The sequence below is a fragment of the Altererythrobacter sp. genome, from assembly GCF_050299635.1.
Classification (GTDB): Bacteria; Pseudomonadota; Alphaproteobacteria; order Sphingomonadales; family Sphingomonadaceae; genus Erythrobacter.
In genome coordinates this window covers 12,590-32,892 of record NZ_JBNKWF010000024.1, presented here as the reverse complement: position 1 = coordinate 32,892, position 20,303 = coordinate 12,590, and the positions used below count along the sequence as shown (strand labels likewise).

The window sequence follows — 20,303 nt, the reverse complement described above, 5'->3', positions numbered from 1 at the left end:
ATCAAGCCGTGCGCCGCCAACCGAGGCAGAGCGGATCTACTCCGGGTTCAGCAAACGCCCCGCAACCGCATCGAGTTTGGCCAGCACAGCAGGATCATGCTGGTCCGGTGCCGTAATCACGGCGTCTTCCAGTGCGAAATCGATCGGTGAAGGCTCACGTTCCGCAGGGAGTGCGGCGATGAAGCCTGCGATCGCATCACGGGCAAGCTTGCCGTTCAACTGCATCTGCGCGACGACTTGCGCGACATCCACGTCTTCACCTTCGCGCCAGCAGTCATAATCTGTTGTCATGCCGACGAGCGCGTAGGGAAGCTCGGCTTCGCGGGCCAGCCTGGCTTCCGGCAGCGCGGTCATCCCGATCACGTCCGCTCCCCAGTCGCGGTACATCTGGCTTTCAGCCCTGGTCGAGAATTGCGGGCCTTCGATCGCGACATAGGTCGCACCGGTCGCGAGCTTGCCCTTGGCTGCGGCGATGGCTTTGGCCACCATGTCCGAGAGACGGGCGCAGACCGGATCGGCCATCGAAACATGCGTCACGAATCCATCGCCGAAGAAGCTCGCCGCGCGGCCCTTCGTCTGATCGATGAATTGCTCCACCACCGCGAAGCGGCCGGGCTCGATCTCTTCGCGCAGACTGCCGACCGCCGAAATGGCCAGAATGTCCGTACAACCGGCACGCTTCAGGGCATCGATATTGGCGCGCGAATTGAGTGAGCCAGGGGCGACTGGATGGCCGCGGCCATGACGCGGCAGGAAGCGCACGCGCACATCGCCAATGCGGCCGCACAGCACTTCGTCGCTGGGCTTACCCCAGGGTGAATCGATCGCGATCCATTGCGCGTCTTCCAGACCCTCGATCGCGTAAAGCCCCGATCCGCCGATTATCCCGATTGTCCACGGGCTGGTCATCTACTTCCCCGTTTGCACATTGCGCCGCCAGTTTGGCGCATCCTTAATGCGCTTAGCTGCGACTTGGCAAAGGAATGGTTAGCATTCGGTTGCCTTACGCACAGAGAGTTGGCTGCCAAGGCTAATTTTCGGGTGGAATCCGCAGACTCGCAAAGGATTTGCCTTTGGATCCGAAAAAGTTCAATTTTGAAACGCGATTCCCCCGTCAAGATTACAGAATCGAGAGAGGCACTTTCCGATGGCAACGCAATACAAGAATTTGATCAACGGCCAGATGGTCGAAAACGGCGAATGGCTCGACGTAGTCAATCCCGCAAACGAGGAAGTCATTGGACAGGTTCCGGCCTGCGGCAAGGCCGAACTGGATCAGGCTGTCGCTGCTGCACGGGCTGCTTTCAAGACCTGGAAGAAGGTGCCGATCGAAGAACGGCGCGCAGCGCTTAACGCCATGGCCGATGCCATCGCCGAGAATCATGAGGAGCTCTATCGCCTGCTAACTGCCGAGCAGGGCAAGCCACATGCCCAGGCAATGGGCGAGATCGGTGCAGCTCCAGCCATCATCAGGGCGCAGGCCGGCCTTAGCCTCGAGGATGAGATCAACGAGGACAGCGACAAGCGCCTCAGCCGCACGCGCCGTGTACCCGTGGGTGTCGTTGCCGGAATCGTGCCCTGGAACTTCCCGGTGCTGATGGCAGTGCAGAAGATTGCACCGGCGCTCCTGTCCGGCTGCACCATCGTGCTCAAGCCTTCGCCCTTCACGCCGCTGACCACGCTGCGCATTGCAGAGCTGATCGCGGACAAGGTGCCGCCGGGTACTGTGAATGTCATTACCGGCGAGGATTCGCTCGGCCCGCTGATGACCGGCCATCCTGATGTCGACAAGATCACTTTCACCGGTTCGACTGCGACCGGCAAGAAGATCATGGAAGGCGCAAGCCATGATCTCAAGCGCATCACGCTGGAGCTTGGCGGCAACGACGCCTCAATCGTTCTGCCCGATGCCGATCCCAAGAAGGTTGCCGAACAGCTGTTCTGGTCGAGCTTCACCAATGCGGGGCAGATCTGCGTCGCGGCCAAGCGCATCTATATCCATGAGGATATCTATGACGAGCTGAGCCAGGCGATTGCCGATTATGCCAAGACTGTGGTCGTGGGCGACGGCGCGCAGCAAGGCACCGGAGTCGGCCCGATCCAGAACAAGAAGCAGTTCGACCGGGTTTGCGAGCTGATCCAGGATGCCAAGGACCATGGCTACAAGTTCCTGGTCGGCGGTGAGGTCGATCCTTCGGGCTCTGGTTATTACGTGCCGATCACCATTCTCGACAATCCGCCCGAAGATGCTCGGATCGTGGCGGAGGAGCAATTCGGTCCGGTCATGCCGTTGATGAAGTTCTCGACCGAAGCGGAAGTGATCGAGCGAGCCAATAATTCGGATTATGGCCTCGCAGGCGCCGTTTGGACCAGCAATCCCGACAAGGGCGTGGAAATTGCCGAACAGCTTGAAACCGGCACGGTCTGGGTCAACGAGTTCCTCCATCTCTCGCCACTTTCGCCTTTTGGCGGGCACAAGAAGTCCGGCTTCGGCGTCGAGTATGGCGAGGAGGGTCTCAAGGAATTCACCTATACGCAGGTCATCACAGTAAAGCGGGACAAAGTTCCCGCTTGATGATTGCCTGAACTTCCATGATTGAACGGCCGCTTGGGGATGCCCGGGCGGCCGTTTTTGTTTGAGGGGGCGAGATGGCGTTGGAACAGGGTCTTGCGCGGGCGATGGAGCGTGTTGGACTGGGCGGTTTGTCGGGCCTTGTGCGGCTTACCGGCGGCGCGACGATGGAAAGCTGGCGCTTCGAAGCAGGTGGCGAGCAATATGTCCTGCGTCGCGCGCCTTCTCTCGACTTCATGCAGGGGCGGCCCTTTGGCCATGCGACCGAAGCCGCGGTCATTCGCGCCGCACATGCGGCAGGGGTGACAGCGCCCGAGGTGGTGACCGTGCTCGAAGAGAGCGATGGCATCGGCAGCGGCTTCGTGATGCGCGCGCTGCCCGGCACGCCCGATCCGCGCCAGATTCTGGCAATGGAGGATGCAGGAACCATCCTGCGTGAGGCGGCGCGCGATCTCGCCCGGATCCATTCGCTGCGGCGGGAGGATATTCCCGCCGACGTTCCGGTAATGGATTATCGCGCCTCGATTGCCGACCTCAGACAGCAATTCGAGGATGCGGGCGGCGATCGGCCGATCATCGCGCTGGGCCTCAGATGGATGGAGGACAATTGCCCCGATCCTGTGGAGCCCGTGCTCAACCATGGCGATTTCCGGCTCGGGAACATTCTGGCCAGGGACTCTCACCTCACTGGAGTGCTCGACTGGGAGCTGGCCCATTTCGGCGATCCGCACGAAGATCTGGCATTCGGCTGCATGGCGGTGTGGCGCTTCTCCCGTGTCGACCGGCCCGCGCTGGGGCTGGGTTCGCTTGAGGATTATGTCGCCGCCTATGAAGCGGAAAGCGGCGTGAAGCTCGATGCAGGCCGGTTCCGTTTCTGGCTGATCTACCGCACGGTCTGGTGGGCGCTTGGATGCCTCAGGAATGCGGATCTGTGGCGAAGCGGAGAAGATCGCATGCTCGAGCGTGTGGTTATTTCGCGCCGCACCAGCGAGCAGGAACTGGACCTCCTGCTGCTGCTGGAGGATGAAGCCCCCGAAGCCGAGCAGGACCGCCCGCTTCCAGAGCCGGAAGAAGCGCCGGAACCTGTGGGCGAATCCAGCGCAGGGGAGATCGCGACAGCCGTTTCCGAATGGCTTGAAACCATGAAGGATCGGGTGGAGGGGCATGACCGTTTCCAGCTTGCCGTCGCGCGCAATGCGCTGGGCATGATCGCACGTGGGGATGGTTGCTTCGCTGAATATGACGATGAGATCCTGGCGCAGGAACTGCTTGATGGGGATCGTTCGCTCGCGTCGCCGGGGCTGCTCGCCCTGCTACGCCGCAACGCGCTCGACAAGCTTGCGTCTGACGTTCCGAAATATCCCATGCTCGCGCTCGCTCGCGCCAAATGGATCGGAGAGGAATAGGAGCCTATGGATTTCGCCATCCCCGCCGATTTGCAGGCCTATCTCGATGAGCTCGACGCCTTCATCGAAGCGGAGATCAAGCCGCTCGAGCAGGCCGACGACAACATTCGTTTCTTCGATCATCGCCGCGAACATGCCCGTACCGATTGGGACAACCAGGGATTGCCGCGCCGCGAATGGGAGGAATTGCTGCAGGAAGTGCGCCGCCGGGCGGACAAGGCAGGTCACTGGCGTTTCTCAGCGCCAAGGAAATATGGCGGCAGGGACGGTTCGAACCTCTGGATGGCGGTGATCCGCGAGCATTTCGCGCGCAAGGGCCTGGGCCTTCACAACGATCTCCAGAACGAACATTCGATCGTCGGCAATTTCCCCTTCGTGGCGATGTTTGAAACCTTCGGGACGGAGGAGCAGAAGCAGGAGTTCATCCTTGGCGGGTTTGCCCAGGACCCCAAACTTGCGCGCCGCGTCGCCTTTGGCCTCACCGAACCGCATCACGGTTCCGACGCGACCCATATGGAAACCTGCGCGGTGCGCGAAACACGCGACGGGATCCAGGGCTGGCGCATTGATGGCGAGAAGATGTGGATCACCGGCATGCATGTCGCAACCCATTGCGCGATGTTCGCCCGCACTGGCGGAGCGGATGGCGATGCGCGCGGGATCACCTGCTTCCTCGTCCCCAACCCGACCGAGGGCCTCGAAATCGAGGAGTGGATGTGGACCTTCAACATGCCGACCGATCATCCGCGCCTCTCGGTCAACAAGGTCTGGGTACCGGATAGCGCGATCCTGGGCGAGGAGGGCAAGGGTCTCGCTCTGGCGCAGAGCTTCGTTCACCAGAACCGCATCCGCCAGGCGGCCTCATCGCTGGGCGCGGCGCAGTATTGCGTCGATGAAAGCGTCAGATATGCGCGCGAAAGGAAGCCATTCGGCGAGGAACTGGCTCGGAATCAGGCGATCCAGTTCCCCCTGGTCGAGCTCGCCACGCAGTGCGAGATGCTGCGCCTGCTGATCTTCAAGACGGCGTGGGAGATGGACAATATGCCGCATGAGGAGATCGAGAAGACGATCTCCGACAAGGTCAGCATGTGCAATTACTGGGCGAACAGGCTGGTGTGTCAGGCGGCGGACCGCGCGATGCAGGTGCATGGCGGGATCGGCTATTCACGCCACAAGCCCTTCGAGCATATCTTTCGCCACCACCGCCGCTATCGCATCACCGAAGGCGCGGAGGAAATCCAGATGCGCAAGGTTGCGGCCTATCTGTTCGGATACGCCGGACCGAAGAAGGGGCGGTTCGCGTAAACGGCCTGCGATCCTCTATTCGAACTCGGGCTCCGGCGCGGTGATAGTTTCGCGGCGCGCGACGAAATAAAGCGCAGTTCCGGCCACCAATAGAACGCCCAGCAGCGCGAAGGCGCTCTGGGGGGCCTGAAGGATTGTGAAGATCGCAAAGAGGGCAGTGACGGCAATTACCGGCCACCAATAGAACCGCAATATGCCGTCGTGCCTTTCGTCGGAACGGCGCATGAGCACTACGAATGCGGCCAGAAAACAGAGGGTCATCCCTTGCGCGCCGAGCGCTGTCACGGTGGCCAGAAAAGTAAAGGCTCCGCTCGCGAGCATGATGACGACGATGCCCGAAAACAGCAGGATCGCCCGGTCGGGTGTCTGCAAGCGCGGCGATACATGCGCGAAAGTCGCAGGCAACAGGCCGCGGTCGGCCATGGCGAATACCACGCGCGGCCCCGCAATGAAGAAGCTGAGGGCGTTTGTGGCGATAGAGAATATCGCAGCGAGGCTGAGCAACAGTGCGCCTCTCTCGCCCATCACTGCCCGCGCGGCATCTGCCAGCGGTGTTGAATCGCCTTCGCCCTGCGGCGCGCCGGCGGCGATATAGGCCCATTGCACCGCCATGTAGAAGGCGATGATCAAACCGAGCGACGCAAGCATGGTCACAGGCAGGTCGCGGCGTGGATTCTTCAACTCGCCGGCCGAATAGGACGAACTGTTCGCGCCCGAGAATGCGAAATAGACGAGCAAGGCGACGCTCTCGAACGCGGAGAACCTGGGCATGGCGTATTCGGTTGCGATCCCTCCCGAGGCGTAGGCTAGGATGCACAGAAGCAGGATTGGACTTAACTTCAGGATCGTACCGACCACGAGCCCTTCGACGCTGTTTCTCATGCCCGAGATCGTGATGCCGGTCATCGCGATCAGCAGGAACGCTAGCGCAATCCCCCGCGCTTCGGCTTGTGTGAAGATCGGAAATATGACCGACAGATAGGAAACCAGCACATAGAGCGTTGCGGCGCGTCCGGCGGCCATTGACAGGACCATGATCCAGCCAACCTGGAAGCCAACGAATGGGCCAAAGGCAACTTGTGTCCAAAGCTGTGGCCCGCCCGATGATCGGAACATGTTCGAAAGGCGTGCCGATACGAGGATTCCGCAAGCGAACAGCAGGCCGAAGATGAGAAACGTCCACGGAGCGAAATTGCCGACTTCCGCATAGAGGAGCGCAGGCAGCGCGAAAATTCCCGCACCAATCATCCCGTTGACACTCATCAGGGTCGCGCCGAGCGGCCCAACCACTCGCGGCGGCTTCAGATTTTCAGCGATTGCTTGTCCCCCCAGCAGGATCGCGCCCCTGCATGGGAGGCTAGAGCCGCTGCCCGCATTGTCAAACGCAATCGATCCAGACTGAACGCGGGGTTCCCCAGGATTGGCTAGGTGAACCTATTAGGTTAGAGCATGCTCTTGGCGGTACCGCAATCCATCCCGCCCAACGTGACGGCGGGGCACGGCTCGCATCCATAAGGCAAGCCAAATTGGTTCAATAAATTCAGAATCTATAACCAATACGTAGTCCTACGCGGATTGCATCATCGCCATAGCGCTCGTCATTGGACTTGCGCAGCCGGTATTCGGCGCTGGCGGAAGCGTAGAGCCCACGGGAATCGCGGCCCCAGGCGATATCGACCCCGGGTGCAACGAAGCTATCCTCGCGCAAGCTGCCATCGGGGTCGCCCCGCGCTATGCGGCTATCATACTTCCATTCGCGATATTCGAGCGAAGGGCGCACGCGCAACCGCTTGGCAATCGGCAGGCTGTATTTGATCCTTGCCCCGCTGCGCCGATAGCTTCGGCGCGGGGAATCCTTGCTGTCCATTTCCTCGTGGCGCAGGTCGAGCCGGATCCAGTGGTAGGAGCCGAGCCGGCGGCTGTATTGCGCGTCGAGGCGGTATCCGTGGCCCTTGGCCGGAGTGCTCAGATCGTATTCGCGCTCGCGATATTGCGCGGAGAGACGGATGCGATCGTCGCCCCTTTCCCATTGCAGCCGTGCATCGGCGCTGGATTGGTCGGCAGTCGCCAGGGTCTCGAGGACGGCGATATTCTCGACTCTGCGCGCCCGCATACGAAGCTCAATTTCTTCGGAGACCTGATGCGTTAGCTGTATCGTCCCACCGATGCTTTCTCGCGTGTCGCGAGACTTGTCGTGATAGTCGAACACGCTTGCATCGATCTTCACGCGAACCTTGGTCTTCTCATTCGGCTCCCATTGCGCGCCCACATCGCCACTTGCGCCGAAACCGGAGCTATCGACATCGTCGCCCTCGTTGAAGTCGAGATCCGACTGGACAGCGCGCAGCTCGACCCGAGCAAAGACATCGAAATTGCCATCATCTTTGGCGCTGACCGGGCTTATGGCCCACAACCCCGTCGCAAGCGACATGGCCAGGACCGCTTTGGCAGCCCATTTCATCGTCTCAATCTTCACCATTGTGATCCTTGTTGCGGAGGCTTGCCTGCGCCTGTTCAAGCGCTGCGTGGACATCGCCCTTGCCGAAATATGCCGCCATCAGCTCGCCTTCGTGGCGCCGCGCGTCCTCGCTGAGTTTCGGCTCGCCGAAAGTCCCGGCAGTGCCTGCAACCTGATGAAGCAAATGTTTGATTTCCATGATAATATCTTCGCCGGCAGGTTCGATCGAAAGGGCGTGCTCGATCCGCTCCAGCGTTTGCTGCTTGCGCTGATCGAACTTCTCCCTAAGCGCCTCGAACGCCGTTGACCGAAGCCGGGACCTCCCTTTTGCCGTGGCGTGGCCCCAGGCGCGCAGCGCGCTGCGCAAATCTTCTATGCCGACCGGCTTCTCCAGGAAGGCCTGCATGCCTGCGGCACGATAGCTGCGAACCTCGTCGAGATCGGTTGCAGCTGTCACTGCAATGATGGGAAGCTCTTTTTCGCCAATGCCCTGCGCGCGCAGGCGGCGGGTCGTTTCGACCCCGTCGAGAATTGGCATCATGACGTCGACGAGGAGCAAGGAGTACGGCCGCCCATCGGCTGCCGCTTCCTCGATCATTGCGATCGCGTCGAGCCCGTTGCTTGCGACGTCCATGTCGATCGACAGATGTTTCGCCATTGTCAGCATCATCTCGGCGCTGATCGGCGTGTCTTCTGCCAGCAACACGCGCAGTCCGGCAGCACCGGCGAAGCTATCGCTCGATGCGCCTGCGGCCTTGCCCTTGCGGGACCAGCTCTTGGGCGGGTGTTCAAACACAGGATGCCAAATGAGCGATGTTGGTTAAAATCGGACTAACCTTGATCGCCCGGTTAGTTGATCGTTGCAGACCGGAGGGTTCGCGGCAGCTCTCAGGGCGCGGCGTGTCGGCCCGCTGTCCAGGAGTCGCTCTTCGAGGTTTCGGAACATTGCTAACGCGAAATTAACGATAACTACCTAGCCCGTCTGACTGGCAGGGCGATTTCGGCCCGCCTTTGGCAGCAGGGGCAAGCTGTCAAACCGGAACATTCCGATGCGCAGAGGCCTTGCGCAGTGGACAGCAGGGGGATCTCATGACCGGCACGCGGCCTGATATACGCCTGCGCATTTCCCCGCCAATTCCTGCCCAGGCACCGCCAGTTCGAGAAATTGTGCCTTGCCTTCCGTGACTGACCGCAGATCGCCCGCTGGGGGCATGGCGCGCCACAATACGCGCGCGTATCCGCGTGCGCTCATGCGCGCGGGCAAGCGCGCGTGGGCGCGGCTCATGGCTCGAGAGGCGTTCGGAAGCTGGTTTGCCCCACTGCTGATCGTCGCCGCTGTCGCCGCGCTGCATCAGGCCGGACTGTTCCGCCAAATCGATGGTCGCTTCTTTGACGCGGCGACCCTGAACGAACAGGGCACTGCGGCGAAGGTCGTGGTGATCGAGCGAGATACTCCATTCGAGGGATCCGGCACCACTCGTTTCGATCGGCTCGACGCGGCGCTTGCGGGCCTTGGCGTCGAGAGGATCGGTTATCTCGGCCAGCGGCCTGCCTCATTGGCGGATACTCCGGTTCCCGTCGTGATCGGCCTTCCGGCGCAGCGGGTTCCCGCTAGCAAAGCCTGGAAACTCGCCGGTGCCCAGGAAACCGGGGACCGGAACTCCACCGTGATCGAAGCCGCGCGCGTGCTGGCCCCCGCGCAATATGGCATCAACCGTAGTCAGATCGCTTCGCTTGCGGGCGTAGAAGGCTCGCTTCCGGTGTTCGATGCCACATTGGCCGGGGTGCGTCCGGCACAGAACGAGTATCTCGTGAGGACGCCTCGACGCCAAAGCATTCCGGTGCTGCGCGCAAGCCAGGTGATCGAGGGACAGCTTGGCAGCGGGGAACTGGTCGGCACTGTAGCGCTCGTCGGGCGACCTGATGCACTCGATGGCCGCCTCATCACACCGCTCACGCCAACGGCATATTCGACGAGTGAAGCGATTTTCCGCGCGCATTCGGTGAACACCTTGCGCGGGGGCCGGGCTGCCTACCCGGCGGGGACGTGGGAGGCCTGGCTGCTGCTGGGCATCGCTGGACTGGTGCTCGCGCTTGCCTATCGCCGGATCGACGCCAAGCGGCTGGCGCTGGTATTCCCTCTCGCAATTTCGATCATGGTAATTGGTGGAAGCTGGGCTGCATTGCAGTTTGCGGGCAAGCTCCTGCCCGTTTCGGCGCTGCTGCTGGCTCCGTGGCTGGTAACATTCCAGCGCATCATCGCTCGCGAGAAATGGCAGGATCGGCGGCTGGACGAAGCGTCCTCTCGCGCCGTACAGCTCTCCTTCCGCCGCTCGGCCTTGCGTGAAGGCGCGAACCTTCCGCAACTGATCGGTCACGCGGCGCGGCTGGCGGGTGTTGAGCGCAGCCTTGTCTTCGAACGGCGCGAGAATGGATCGCTGCAGGAAATCAGCGCGCATGATGCGTCGCTTGACGATATCGCGCTGGAACAACGCAAGCTTGCGCCGATCCTCGGTGAATTGCGACAGACGTTGAGCCCGCGCGATGCCGCAGATCTCGTTCCGGGCTGGGAAGCGCCCGCGCGGATCGACTGGATGGGCGGGGGCGAGCATGACCTGTACTGGATCCATACCCGGCCCGGTGGATCGAACCCTGGCAAATCGGCACAGCTCATTCGCGCGATCGCGGCATCTTTCCGCGAACTTCTGAAATGGCGCGCCAATCTCAATGCGCGATCGCGGCAGGACGAACGCTTCAAGCCGATCGATGAAAGAGTCGCCAGCGCCATTGCGCTGGTGGCGCGCGAATCCGAACAGATCCGCCATGGCTTCGACACCGCCGACACGGCAGTGATGATATTTCACCTGATCGGTTCCCCGCTGCATGCCAATGCGAAGATGCAGGACATCTATCGCGACGCCGGACTGGTCGTGTCCGACAGCAGCTTGCCGGATGTGCTGGCCGCTCTGACGGAGCTCGACGAACCGCGCATCGAAGCGATGTTGCACGATTTGATGCTCAATGGTGGCGAGATGCGGATGCCGATGCGCAAGCTGGGGCCGGAGGAACGCGTGCTGCGGCTCGCTGCACCCGCTCGCCGTGCGCGCAGCGCGGACCGTGTGCTGGTGCTCGAGGCAATCGACGTTTCCGACCTGCTTCGCGCTTCCGATCTGCGCCAGGCCGTGGCGTTGTTCATCGATCTGCAGCTACGCAATGATTTCGAAGCGATCCTGCTGGGCGCGGATCTGGCCGGGGACGACCGGATCACCGGCGACAAGATCAAGCCGATCGTGCGCCGCATCGGCGACACCGCGCGTCGTGCAACGGCCAGGCTGGACGAAGTGGCCGAGCTGGTCCGGGCGGAGAACAAGCACCTCGTCGATGCCAGCTATCCGGTCGATGCGCGCAAGGTCGTGAGCGACGTACGCGACAAGGCGGCAGCATTTGCTGCCGAACTGGGCGTCAAGCTCGATGTCGAGCTGCCCGGCGTGAGCGGGTTCACGATCGCGGAGCCGCGCGCGCTCGCCGAAATGCTGGAGGCCATGCTGCGCGTGGTCATCGCCGATACGCCGCAGGGCGACACGGTTCAGCTCAAGCTCGAAGAGCTCGAAGCGCGCACGCATATCCGCGTGTCGGGCGGGTTCGGGATCGGATTTGGCCGCCTGATGTGGCTGATGAGCAATTACGAAGCCGAAGCCGTCGGAGAATATCGCGTGATTGGTGAAGGGCTGAACAAGGTAACGGCCTGGGGCGCCAGCGTTTCCTACTGGGGGCGCGAGGCGGATGGTTTCGGTTTCAATGTGGATTTGAGGCGGATCGGATGAGTGCAAATATCCTTATAATCGACGACGACGAGATTCTCGCAGGACTGCTTGAGCTCACTCTCGAGCTTGAAGGCTACACTGTCTCGACTGCGCCCGATGGCGATGAGGGCCTTGCGCGAGTGCGGGGGGAACGTTTCGATCTGATCCTGCTTGACCTGGTCATGCCCAAGATGGACGGGATCAAGTTTCTGCGTCTGCTCAATGAAAGCGGGTTTCATCGCCCGCCGGTGATGATTGTGTCTTCTGCCACCGGGACGGAACTGACCGACCAGCACCGGGCCCTGGGCGTCGTGGCGCTTGCCCGCAAGCCGGTCGAACCGGCGCAGCTGGTTCAGCGGGTCGCGAAGCTGCTTGCCAACGAGGAAAGTCGTTAGCCGCGATGAACCTGTTCCCACTCACCATTTTTCCCGAAGGCGGGCTGGCCAGCTCGATCATCACCACCGTGTGGGTGGGGGTGTTCGTGCTGTGCTTCTTCAACCTGCGCTTCGGCTGGGTGCTGTCGGGGCTGGTGGTGCCGGGCTATCTGGTGCCGCTGATTATCGTGAAGCCGCTGGCAGCCCTCGTGATTGTCGTTGAAGCGATCCTGACTTACGCGATTGTCTGGCTGTTCTCCGAGAAGCTGAGCCGGGGGCGCTTCCCCAGCCTGTTCGGGCGCGACCGTTTCATGGGGCTGATCCTCGCCAGCATTGCGGTGCGGCTGTTGCTCGATGGTTACCTCTTGCCAGAGCTTGCCGGCTGGCTGGAAACCAATTTCGACCGCAGGATCGACTGGGACGACAATCTACAGAGCTTCGGTCTCGTCATTATCTCGCTTCTGGCCAACCAGTTCTGGAAACCGGGCCTGGGCCGGGGGCTGGTCATGGCAGCCGTCACAGTCGGGCTTACATGGTTCATCATCCGCTTCGGGCTGATGGAATTCACCAATTTCCGCATCAGCGGCGTGTCATACCTTTATGAAGGACTGGCCAGCTCGATCCTTGCGAGCCCCAAGGCCTATATCATCCTGACGCTGACGGCCTTGATCGCCAGCCATGTCAATGTGCGCTTTGGCTGGGACTTTTCCGGCATCCTGATCCCTGCGCTGATTGCGTTGCAATGGTATCAGCCGACCAAGATCGTTACCTCCTTTGCAGAAGCGATCATCATCTATGCCGCCGCGCGGCTGATCCTGAAGCTGCCGATGATGGCCAACGTCACACTCGAAGGCGGGCGAAAGCTGCTGCTGTTCTTCAACATCAGCTTTGCCTGGAAGATGCTGCTGGGCTGGTTCATCGTGTGGCAGCAGATTGACGTGAAGACGACCGACTTCTTCGGTTTCGGTTATCTGCTCTCGACGCTGATCGCGATCAAGGCGCATGACAAGAACATCTTCCCGCGGCTGGCGCGCTCGACGCTTCAGGTCAGCCTGGCCGGCGCGGTGCTGGGCAATCTGGCCGGTTTCGCGCTCTCGGCCGCCAATACCCGCGGATATCTGGGCATTTCGCACAAGAGCGGCAGCGTGCAAGCTGCTGCCAGCTCGCGTTTCAAAGGACTGCTGGTCGCTGCGCTGGGTGACGCGCATGTCCATGCCATTCGCAACGATGCAGCGCCGTTGAGCGATGAAGGGGCGCAGGCCCTGTCCGATCTGATCGAGTTGCTCGAAGCGGGCGTGCCGACCGGGTCTGGCCAGGTCGAGCTGAAAGCCTCCGGCTGGCATGTCATGCCGGTTGAGGGAGGCCGCATCGCGCTGGCGCGGGCCGATGGGTCGGGACGCGATCTGCTGGTCTTCGACCCTGCTGCCCAACGCAAGTTGGCGATTATCGTGCCAGATCCGGTTGCTGCGCCCGGCCTGGGCGTCGCTGCGCTTGAACTTCTGGCGAACCAACAAGCAAGCTGGCTGGTCATTGCGACGGCTCCGTCCAGCGCGGCGATCAACTATCGCGGCGTTGCCGAAGTCTTCGCGTCCGCAAGCGATTCTGCGCAGCTTGTTCTTGCCACAGCGCCGGAGGGCGCAGGCCCGTCGGTCGACTTCGCCAATAACGCTGCGGCAGCGGTCGATATCGCAGCTCTGCGCCGTGCCATCCCTGAACTGGATGTCAGCCTGCGGGTGGTCGCCGCCAATGAACTGGGCCGCGATCGCGGGAACTTGCAACTGGATGCTGCATCGCTTCGGCGTTTTGCGAACACTCTTGCGCCGCTGGCACAGGGCAGCGGTGCACAGCCTTGTCGCTTGCCGCGTCCCGACGAGCCCGAAGCCGGGTGGCAAAGGAACGAGCAACTCGCCTACATCCGCTACGAGATCGCAGCGCCCATGATCGCGAGACTGCGCCAGGGCGAAGCGCCCTATCTCGCCCGCGCCGCCGCGCAGATCGCTGGCTTCGATCTGTCGCGCTGCCGCTTGGCCGGACGGACGCATTGGAGCCTCCATTCCCCCAACCGCGACGAAGGCTATGTCTTCATTGCCGAAGGCGAAGCGCCTGAGCGTTCGGTCCTCACCTATCGCGACTGGAGCGGAACGCTGGCCGCCCGCATCGGTGCTGCAGTGCATGGGCAGTGGAACTCCAATGCGCTGTTCGTCGCTCCGGTCGATGACAGCTATCTGCGACCGACGTTCAGCACCTTCGATGTGGTCTGGCAGGAATGGGTGCGCTCGCAGGAAGGGTTGGAGAACCCCATGACATTCCAGCTTCGCAAGCGGCCTGCCATGGGATTGGCTTTCCCGCGCGGGGTGGACGTGGTCCTCGCGCCGGACCGGATCGGGCCGAAACAGGACGGAACGGGGCAACTGGTTTCCTCGCTACGCAGGGCAGGCTTGCGGACTGAAGTCGCCGACCATTCGCGCGTTTTCGCAGGGCTCGAGGCTCGACCCGGCATGACCGTGCGCTATTTTAATGAAACGAGCGGTCGGCGCTACGCTTTCGGCTGGTTGATGATGGATGGGGAGGGCGCACCATGAGCCTGACTTTCCTCGGCCGTTTCATTGGCTTCCTGATGCTTGCCGCCATCGCGGCGCTGACTGGGCGCGAGTACGGCCTGCCAATTGCCAATTATATCGCAGGTGCACGCAATTCGACTGCGCAGGACGCGCGCTTCGCGACCCGCGCTCTGGTTTACCGCTTGCCAGAACAGAGTCCGCTTTCCTTCACCTTTTCGCAGCCCCTCACCCTGTTCAAGCTGCTGATCCAGCCTGCCGTGAATGCCGACGATCACGGGCGAGCATCGGGCTTTGTTTATGGTGTGAAGATCCACATGTATGACGCGACCGGCGCAGAGGTCGGCGCGCAAGAGGTGTATCTTCACGCGGATTCGCCGGACGAGGTTTTTGCCTCGGGCGAGAAATGGCGCTTCTTCCGTGACCGGCCGGAAATGGTCGCCGGCCAGGACGAGATTCTCGTCGAGAGCGAATTGCCGTTCGTGCAGGCGGATATCGAAGTGCTGGACGAAGACCAAGGCGTGCTTGGTGTCGACCTGCGCGCTTATGAGCAGCGTCCTTTCCTGGGGTCGCAGGCGATCTCTGCTTTCCTCAGACGCAGCAAGGCGGAAAAGCGCTCGCTTGCGGCTGCCAATGCCTTTCCTTCCGACATGCTGACGCAGGACGAGATGACCTTTCTCGCTGCGAACCATTGGCGCCCTGTTGGACCGACCGGTATCGAAGGGCGCGACTATCAGGCCTTCGTCCTCTATGAGGCATTGCTGCCTGCAGCCAGGCGGGCGCGGCGATGATGGCCCGGCGCAAGATCATGGCGGGAGGAGCGATAATGGTGCTTGCAGCAGGCCTTGCCGCATGGCTTTTTCCGTCGCTGCGCGATGCGCACGGGATCCACCGCTTGACCGCGGGCGATCTCGAACAAGGCAAGGCGATGTTCGCGGCGATGTTGAGCGGTGATCGGGACCGGGTCGCGCCTGAAATGTTCGGCCTGCATGCAAAGCGCGCGCCGAATGGCTGGGAAGGCGTTGTACTGGCCGAACCAAAGGGCGATTGCGCGGGTCGCGGCGTCTATCTGATGCGCGAGGGTGAGACGGCACCGCTCGCGATCACCGCTCCGCATCGTGGATCGGACCGGCATACCGGCACGCTCGCCGCGCAATTGTTCCTCGAAACGCAGGCGCAGGCGGCGGCCTGGAACTCGGCACCGCGCAGGGTCTCCGACTCATGTGCGCATGCGATCGATCTTGCACGCGCCCCCGATCATCTATTCTCTGCATTCGCGCTTGGTTTTGCCAAAGCGCAGCCGCGTGGCCTGATCGTGCAACTGCATGGATTTGACGGCGATCGCCGCAAGAGCGAAGCCGCCAGGACTGCCGGCATGATCGTGAGCAACGGCACGCAAGTGCCGGACCGGCGCCTGCTCGACCTGGCCGATTGTCTCAGCCTCGCGCTCGATCCGCAGCGGGTGCTCGTCTATCCCAATGAGACAGGCGAGCTTGGCGCTCTGACCAACGCACAAGGCCAATTGCTGCATGACGCCGGGTTCGGCGGTTTCGTCCATCTCGAGATCTCCGGCCCGCTGCGTGCCCGGTTGATCGGCGATGAAACGCTGCGGTCACGCCTTGCATCTTGCCTGCTGGAGGCGGCCAGGTGAACCTCGCGACCTCCATCGATCTGCCTTTGACCGAGGCTCTGCCGCGTCCGTTGGCCGAACGGCTCGACGATGGCGTGGCCGAGCGTCTTGTGCCTGTCTATGCCGACCTTCGCGACGAGATTGTCGCTTTTGCAGACGAGCGCGCGGCACCGATGCCTGCCCGCCGCCATGCAGAAATCGTTGCGCGCTTCTGCAACCGCCAGAGCGCGACCATTGCTGCACTGGGCAAGGCCGAAGCGCTGTTCCAGTCGCGCTTCACCAGTGCTGCCGACGAAGCCGAAGAGCGCGCCGCAATTCTCGATTTCGCGCGCGCGCTGGGCGCTGATTCGCGCCAGCTCAAGCGCGACGCCAAGGCGCTGGAGAAGTTCTTCGATGCCGATGCCGTGCTTGAGCGTTTCCACAAGCGGATGGGCGAGCGTGAACGGGCACTTGCCTATGCGCTCGAGCGGCTGGGGCCGGTCGCGGGCGACGCGTTGAGCGAAGATCCGGGCATGATCGAAAGCGCATTCTTCATCGACTTGTTTGAAGATCTGCTCGCTGGGATGCGCAACTGGCGCGGCGATCCGCGCGTGCGGCGTGCGGCGCATATGTGCATGGGACGCATCGCCCGAAGGATTTCGCGCTGGCCCGGTGGGGTTTGGTTCGACACGATGCTAAGCGCCACGCGCAGGGTATGCCTCGACGAAAGCGAAGATCTGTGGACCCAGTGCGCAGCGCTCGACGCATTGCTGGCTCTTTCGCCCACCTCGATTCCTTCGGTGATGAGGCGCAGGCTCTCCGTCTCCATGTCAGCCAAGACACCGCAACAGCGCGACAACGAACTGTTCGTGCGGCGGCACATGGTGCGCATGCTGTGTGCGAATCTGGGCAGGATAGCCAAGCTCAAGCCCGTGCTGGCGACGCTGGCCAACGATCCCGACGGCGCAGTGCGACAGGCCTTTGCCGATAGCCTGCATGAATTGCCTGAGGAGCATGCAAGGGGGATGTTGACCCGGATGCGGACCGACAAGGATCCGCAGGTGCGCGCGGCGATCTTCGCCGATCCGGCGCGGCTGCTGGGTCGGGTCGATCCGGCCACCTATGTCCTGCATATCCGCCGGATTCTCACCTACGACACCGATGAGTTCGTGTTGCGGATTGCAATGGACGCGGCGGCGGCGACGGTCTCATGGTGCCTTTTCCGGGAGCACGCGGCACTGGACGAAGTTGTGCGCTCGATGCGCGAAGGCATCGCTCTCTTCCGGCGTCGCGCCCTCTCACCCAAGCTGCTGCGCTGGGCCGATGAAGCGCGCGAACGCATCTGGCTGATGTCAGACCCAGAAGCGCTCGAAATCGCTGGGCTGATCCGCGCGACGACAGAGGGTCAGCGCGAAGCGCAGATCAAGCGCGTTCGCGGGCTGCGTCCCCATATCAAGGCGGATCGCGAAAAGGTCGGTCGTGTCATGGCAGTGCTGGCACAGCGCGACTTCGGCCTATCGCTGGAGACTGGCTTGCGACCAAGCATTCAGCGCGGCGAGTGGCTCCGCCGCCGGTGGTGGCGGATCATGTTCGAAGGGCGCAATAGCGCGACCGACAAGCGCCAGGCCTTCCACCACACAACAGGGCGGCACTATTGGGGTTCGATGATTGCGCCCAGCGCGCGGATGGCCGAACTGGCACCTACAAAGGTTCCGGGCGAGCCCCTGTTCGAAAGCAAGGAAGGCGGTTGGCGCAATTACCTGCCGCTGCTCGATCAGGTGCTCTCTGCACTCGACCGTGGAGGCACGATCGAACTCTACACCAGCGCCGGTATCACCGAAATCGAGGCGCCGTCCGGCTTGTGGCGGCGGATGCGCGCGTTCTGGCGCGTCTCGCGCGATTTCGTTCGACTGGCGGGGCTGCGCAATCGCGAGCCGGGCGAATATCTCGCCGAATTGCGCAAGCTCGGCCTCACTATCACCTTCCGCTCCTATGGCGAGGTGGAAGAACCCAATCCCGAGGTGGTCAAGCTGTTCAGCATGGGCGGGATACTGCCTGCGCTTCCAATGCTGTGGGACAAGGCCTTCGCCTATGCCACGACCGTCTATGAGAACAGCCTGGTCGAACTGGCGGTGTTCCTGGGGCTTGCCAGCCTGTGGTTCTTCGGGCGGCATATCGCATTGGGCTTCTACGCAAGGCGGCTGCGCAATTCGCTCGCCCTGTCGCTGGGCGGATGGGGCACGCGCGGCAAATCGGGCACCGAACGGCTCAAGGCCGGGCTAATCAACGCACTCGGCCCTTCGATTGTATCAAAGACGACCGGCTGCGAAGCCATGTTCCTGATCGGCAATCCCTTTGGCGGGCTGACCGAGATGTTCCTGTTCCGCCCCTATGACAAGGCGACAATCTGGGAGCAGTTCAACCTCCTGCGCACTGCGAAAGGGCTCAGCACGCGCGTCTTCCTGTGGGAATGCATGGGGCTGAACCCGGCCTATGTCCGTGTGCTGCAGCAGGACTGGATGCGCGACGATATCGGTACGCTGACAAACACCTATCCCGATCACGAAGATGTGCAGGGCCCTGCCGGGCGCAACATCCCCGAAGTGATGTGCGAGTTCATCCCGCATAATTCGGTCTGCCTGACTACCGAAGAGGAAATGCTCCCGATCCTGATGGAAGGCGGGGAGAAGGCCAATACGCGGATGCGCGCGGTCACCTGGAAGGAAGCGGGCCTGATCCACAAGAGCCTGCTCGAGCGCTTCCCTTACGAGGAACACCCCTACAATATCGCGCTGGTCACTGCGATGGGCGACGAGCTGGGGCTGGAGCCGGACTATTGCGTGCGCGAAATGGCCGACCGCGTTGTGGCTGACCTTGGCGTGCTCAAGACCTATCCGCGCTCGGAAATCAACGGGCGCACGCTGGAATTCGTCATGGGCATGTCTGCCAATGAACGCTTCGGTGCGATGGGCAACTGGACCCGGATGGGCTTCATCGATCACGATCTTGCCAACGACCCGGAGATTTTCGTCACCACCGTGGTCAACAACCGTGCCGACCGCGTACCACGCAGCCGCGTATTCGCGCGGATGCTGGTGCATGATGTCTCCGCCGACAAACATTTCCTGATCGGATCGAATATCGAAGGCCTGACCGGCTTCATCGATGAAGAATGGGCGGCCTATGCGGCAGGGTTGACGCTGTTCGAAGACGGTGTCGATCCGCGTGAGCGGCTGGCGGAACTGGCCAAGAAGCAGCGCATACCTCTGTCCCAGGCCGAGCTCGACGGGCTGCTTGGGGCAATGCTTGCGCCGCAATCGGAAAAGATCGCCAGGGATCGGGCTATCACCGCTGCGCAAGAGGGCAAGCTCGCTGCCGCGCTGGAGCAAGCGGGCGTGGCTGGGCGCGAAGCGATCCTCGCGCATTACGAAGCCATGGCCAATTTCCACAGGGATTATGCAGCGCTGGAGTCCTCGCTTGGCGGCGGCAAGGATTCGGTGGATCGCCAGATGCGCGAACTGCTGGGCCGCGCCTTCCGGGCCAAGCTGGTGCCGGTGCGCGATTTCTATATCAAGGGCGAGATGATCGTGCGGCTGGTCGCCGAACAGACCCCGCCCGGCCTAATCAACCGCATCATGGGGATGCAGAATATCAAGGGCACCGGGCTCGATTGGGTCTATCGCTGGCAGGCTTGGGAAACCGTGTGGAAAGCGTGCCAGCAATTGCGCGACGACGATCCGGTTGCGATCGAGCGCGGCTTCCGCATGCTCGCCAGCTTCCAGGAGTACGGGGCCTTGAGCGAGAAGGAAGTTCGCAGCGCGGTAGCTGCCCTGCGCGAGCGGATCGAGCAGGTTCCCGCCATCGCGCCCGCCCAGCTCGATGCGCTGGAGGTTCGTCTCACGGCTCAGCTACGAAAATTCGAAGCGACGGAAAGCGAAGTCGACAGCGCCGAGGAGCAGGAAATGGGCCGGTTTGCCGCTGCAGGGGAGCGGCTGATCAGCATAACCGAAGATTTTCTGGATGCGGGCGACGCGGTGCGCCGCCGCCGGGCATCGGACAGGATCTACAAGGCGTTGATTGCGGAGCAGGTTTCGCTCCAGCGTGCCGCCAGTGAACTGAAAGCGCTGACTTCGCGCCAGAAGGGCGGCTGGCTCGGCAAGTCGCTCAAGGAACGCAGCCGCAGATTGCTGGAATCGCGCAAGGCGGCCTGAGGCGCCG

13 protein-coding genes are annotated in these 20,303 nt (G+C 62.2%); 9 read left to right on the top strand and 4 right to left on the bottom strand.

The annotated features are described in order from the left end of the window. Positions 1 to 36: 36 nt before the first annotated feature. Positions 37 to 909, bottom strand: a complete 873-nt coding sequence (gene mtnP, locus ACQY6C_RS12210; RefSeq protein ID WP_427969111.1) for an S-methyl-5'-thioadenosine phosphorylase — start codon at positions 907 to 909, stop codon at positions 37 to 39. A gap of 238 nt (positions 910 to 1,147) precedes the next feature. Here mtnP and ACQY6C_RS12205 point away from each other — a divergent pair, with 238 nt between their 5' ends. The 3 genes from ACQY6C_RS12205 to ACQY6C_RS12195 all read left to right on the top strand — a co-directional run bounded on the left by ACQY6C_RS12205 (position 1,148) and on the right by ACQY6C_RS12195 (position 5,283). Beyond that, positions 1,148 to 2,575: an aldehyde dehydrogenase family protein gene (locus tag ACQY6C_RS12205; protein ID WP_427969110.1), complete on the top strand. Its 1,428-nt coding sequence runs from the start codon at positions 1,148 to 1,150 to the stop codon at positions 2,573 to 2,575. Between the two features lie 74 nt (positions 2,576 to 2,649). Continuing rightward, entirely contained in the window at positions 2,650 to 3,978 is a 1,329-nt protein-coding gene (locus ACQY6C_RS12200) for a phosphotransferase family protein (RefSeq protein ID WP_427969108.1), read from the top strand. 6 nt (positions 3,979 to 3,984) lie between these two features. Then, positions 3,985 to 5,283 (top strand): acyl-CoA dehydrogenase family protein, encoded by a 1,299-nt coding sequence (locus ACQY6C_RS12195; RefSeq protein ID WP_427969106.1) that lies wholly within the window; start codon positions 3,985 to 3,987, stop codon positions 5,281 to 5,283. Positions 5,284 to 5,298: 15 nt separating this feature from the next. On the opposite strand, the gene ACQY6C_RS12190 is transcribed toward ACQY6C_RS12195, so the two are convergent. The 3 genes from ACQY6C_RS12190 to ACQY6C_RS12180 all read right to left on the bottom strand — a co-directional run bounded on the left by ACQY6C_RS12190 (position 5,299) and on the right by ACQY6C_RS12180 (position 8,537). Then, the gene (locus tag ACQY6C_RS12190; RefSeq protein WP_427969104.1) at positions 5,299 to 6,573 is read right to left on the bottom strand and encodes an APC family permease; all 1,275 of its coding nucleotides are present in this window, start codon (positions 6,571 to 6,573) and stop codon (positions 5,299 to 5,301) included. 250 nt (positions 6,574 to 6,823) lie between these two features. Continuing rightward, a complete protein-coding gene (locus tag ACQY6C_RS12185; RefSeq protein WP_427969102.1) occupies positions 6,824 to 7,762 on the bottom strand; it encodes a hypothetical protein in 939 nt (312 codons plus the stop codon). Beyond that, positions 7,749 to 8,537, bottom strand: coding sequence for a response regulator (locus ACQY6C_RS12180; protein ID WP_427969101.1), 789 nt, complete (start codon positions 8,535 to 8,537; stop codon positions 7,749 to 7,751). Before ACQY6C_RS12180 ends, ACQY6C_RS12185 begins: the two co-directional genes overlap by 14 nt. A 415-nt stretch (positions 8,538 to 8,952) precedes the next feature. Between ACQY6C_RS12180 and ACQY6C_RS12175 the strand changes: the two genes are divergently transcribed. Genes ACQY6C_RS12175 through ACQY6C_RS12150 form a run of 6 tightly spaced genes read left to right on the top strand, consistent with a single transcriptional unit; the run spans position 8,953 to position 20,296 of the window. Further along, positions 8,953 to 11,565 carry a hypothetical protein gene (locus ACQY6C_RS12175; RefSeq protein WP_427969099.1) on the top strand — a complete coding sequence of 871 codons (2,613 nt, stop codon included), beginning with the start codon at positions 8,953 to 8,955 and terminating at the stop codon, positions 11,563 to 11,565. Continuing rightward, a complete protein-coding gene (locus ACQY6C_RS12170) occupies positions 11,562 to 11,939 on the top strand; it encodes a response regulator (protein WP_427969098.1) in 378 nt (125 codons plus the stop codon). Before ACQY6C_RS12175 ends, ACQY6C_RS12170 begins: the two co-directional genes overlap by 4 nt. Before the next feature lie 5 nt (positions 11,940 to 11,944). Continuing rightward, the gene (locus tag ACQY6C_RS12165) at positions 11,945 to 14,500 is read left to right on the top strand and encodes a poly-gamma-glutamate biosynthesis protein PgsC/CapC (protein WP_427969096.1); all 2,556 of its coding nucleotides are present in this window, start codon (positions 11,945 to 11,947) and stop codon (positions 14,498 to 14,500) included. Then, a complete protein-coding gene (locus ACQY6C_RS12160; protein WP_427969094.1) occupies positions 14,497 to 15,267 on the top strand; it encodes a hypothetical protein in 771 nt (256 codons plus the stop codon). Before ACQY6C_RS12165 ends, ACQY6C_RS12160 begins: the two co-directional genes overlap by 4 nt. Before the next feature lie 35 nt (positions 15,268 to 15,302). Next, positions 15,303 to 16,127 (top strand): hypothetical protein, encoded by an 825-nt coding sequence (locus tag ACQY6C_RS12155; RefSeq protein ID WP_427969093.1) that lies wholly within the window; start codon positions 15,303 to 15,305, stop codon positions 16,125 to 16,127. Beyond that, complete coding sequence (locus ACQY6C_RS12150; RefSeq protein WP_427969091.1) at positions 16,124 to 20,296, top strand: HEAT repeat domain-containing protein; 4,173 nt, start codon at positions 16,124 to 16,126, stop codon at positions 20,294 to 20,296. The genes ACQY6C_RS12155 and ACQY6C_RS12150 overlap by 4 nt, the downstream gene beginning before the upstream one ends. Positions 20,297 to 20,303 lie beyond the last annotated feature (7 nt).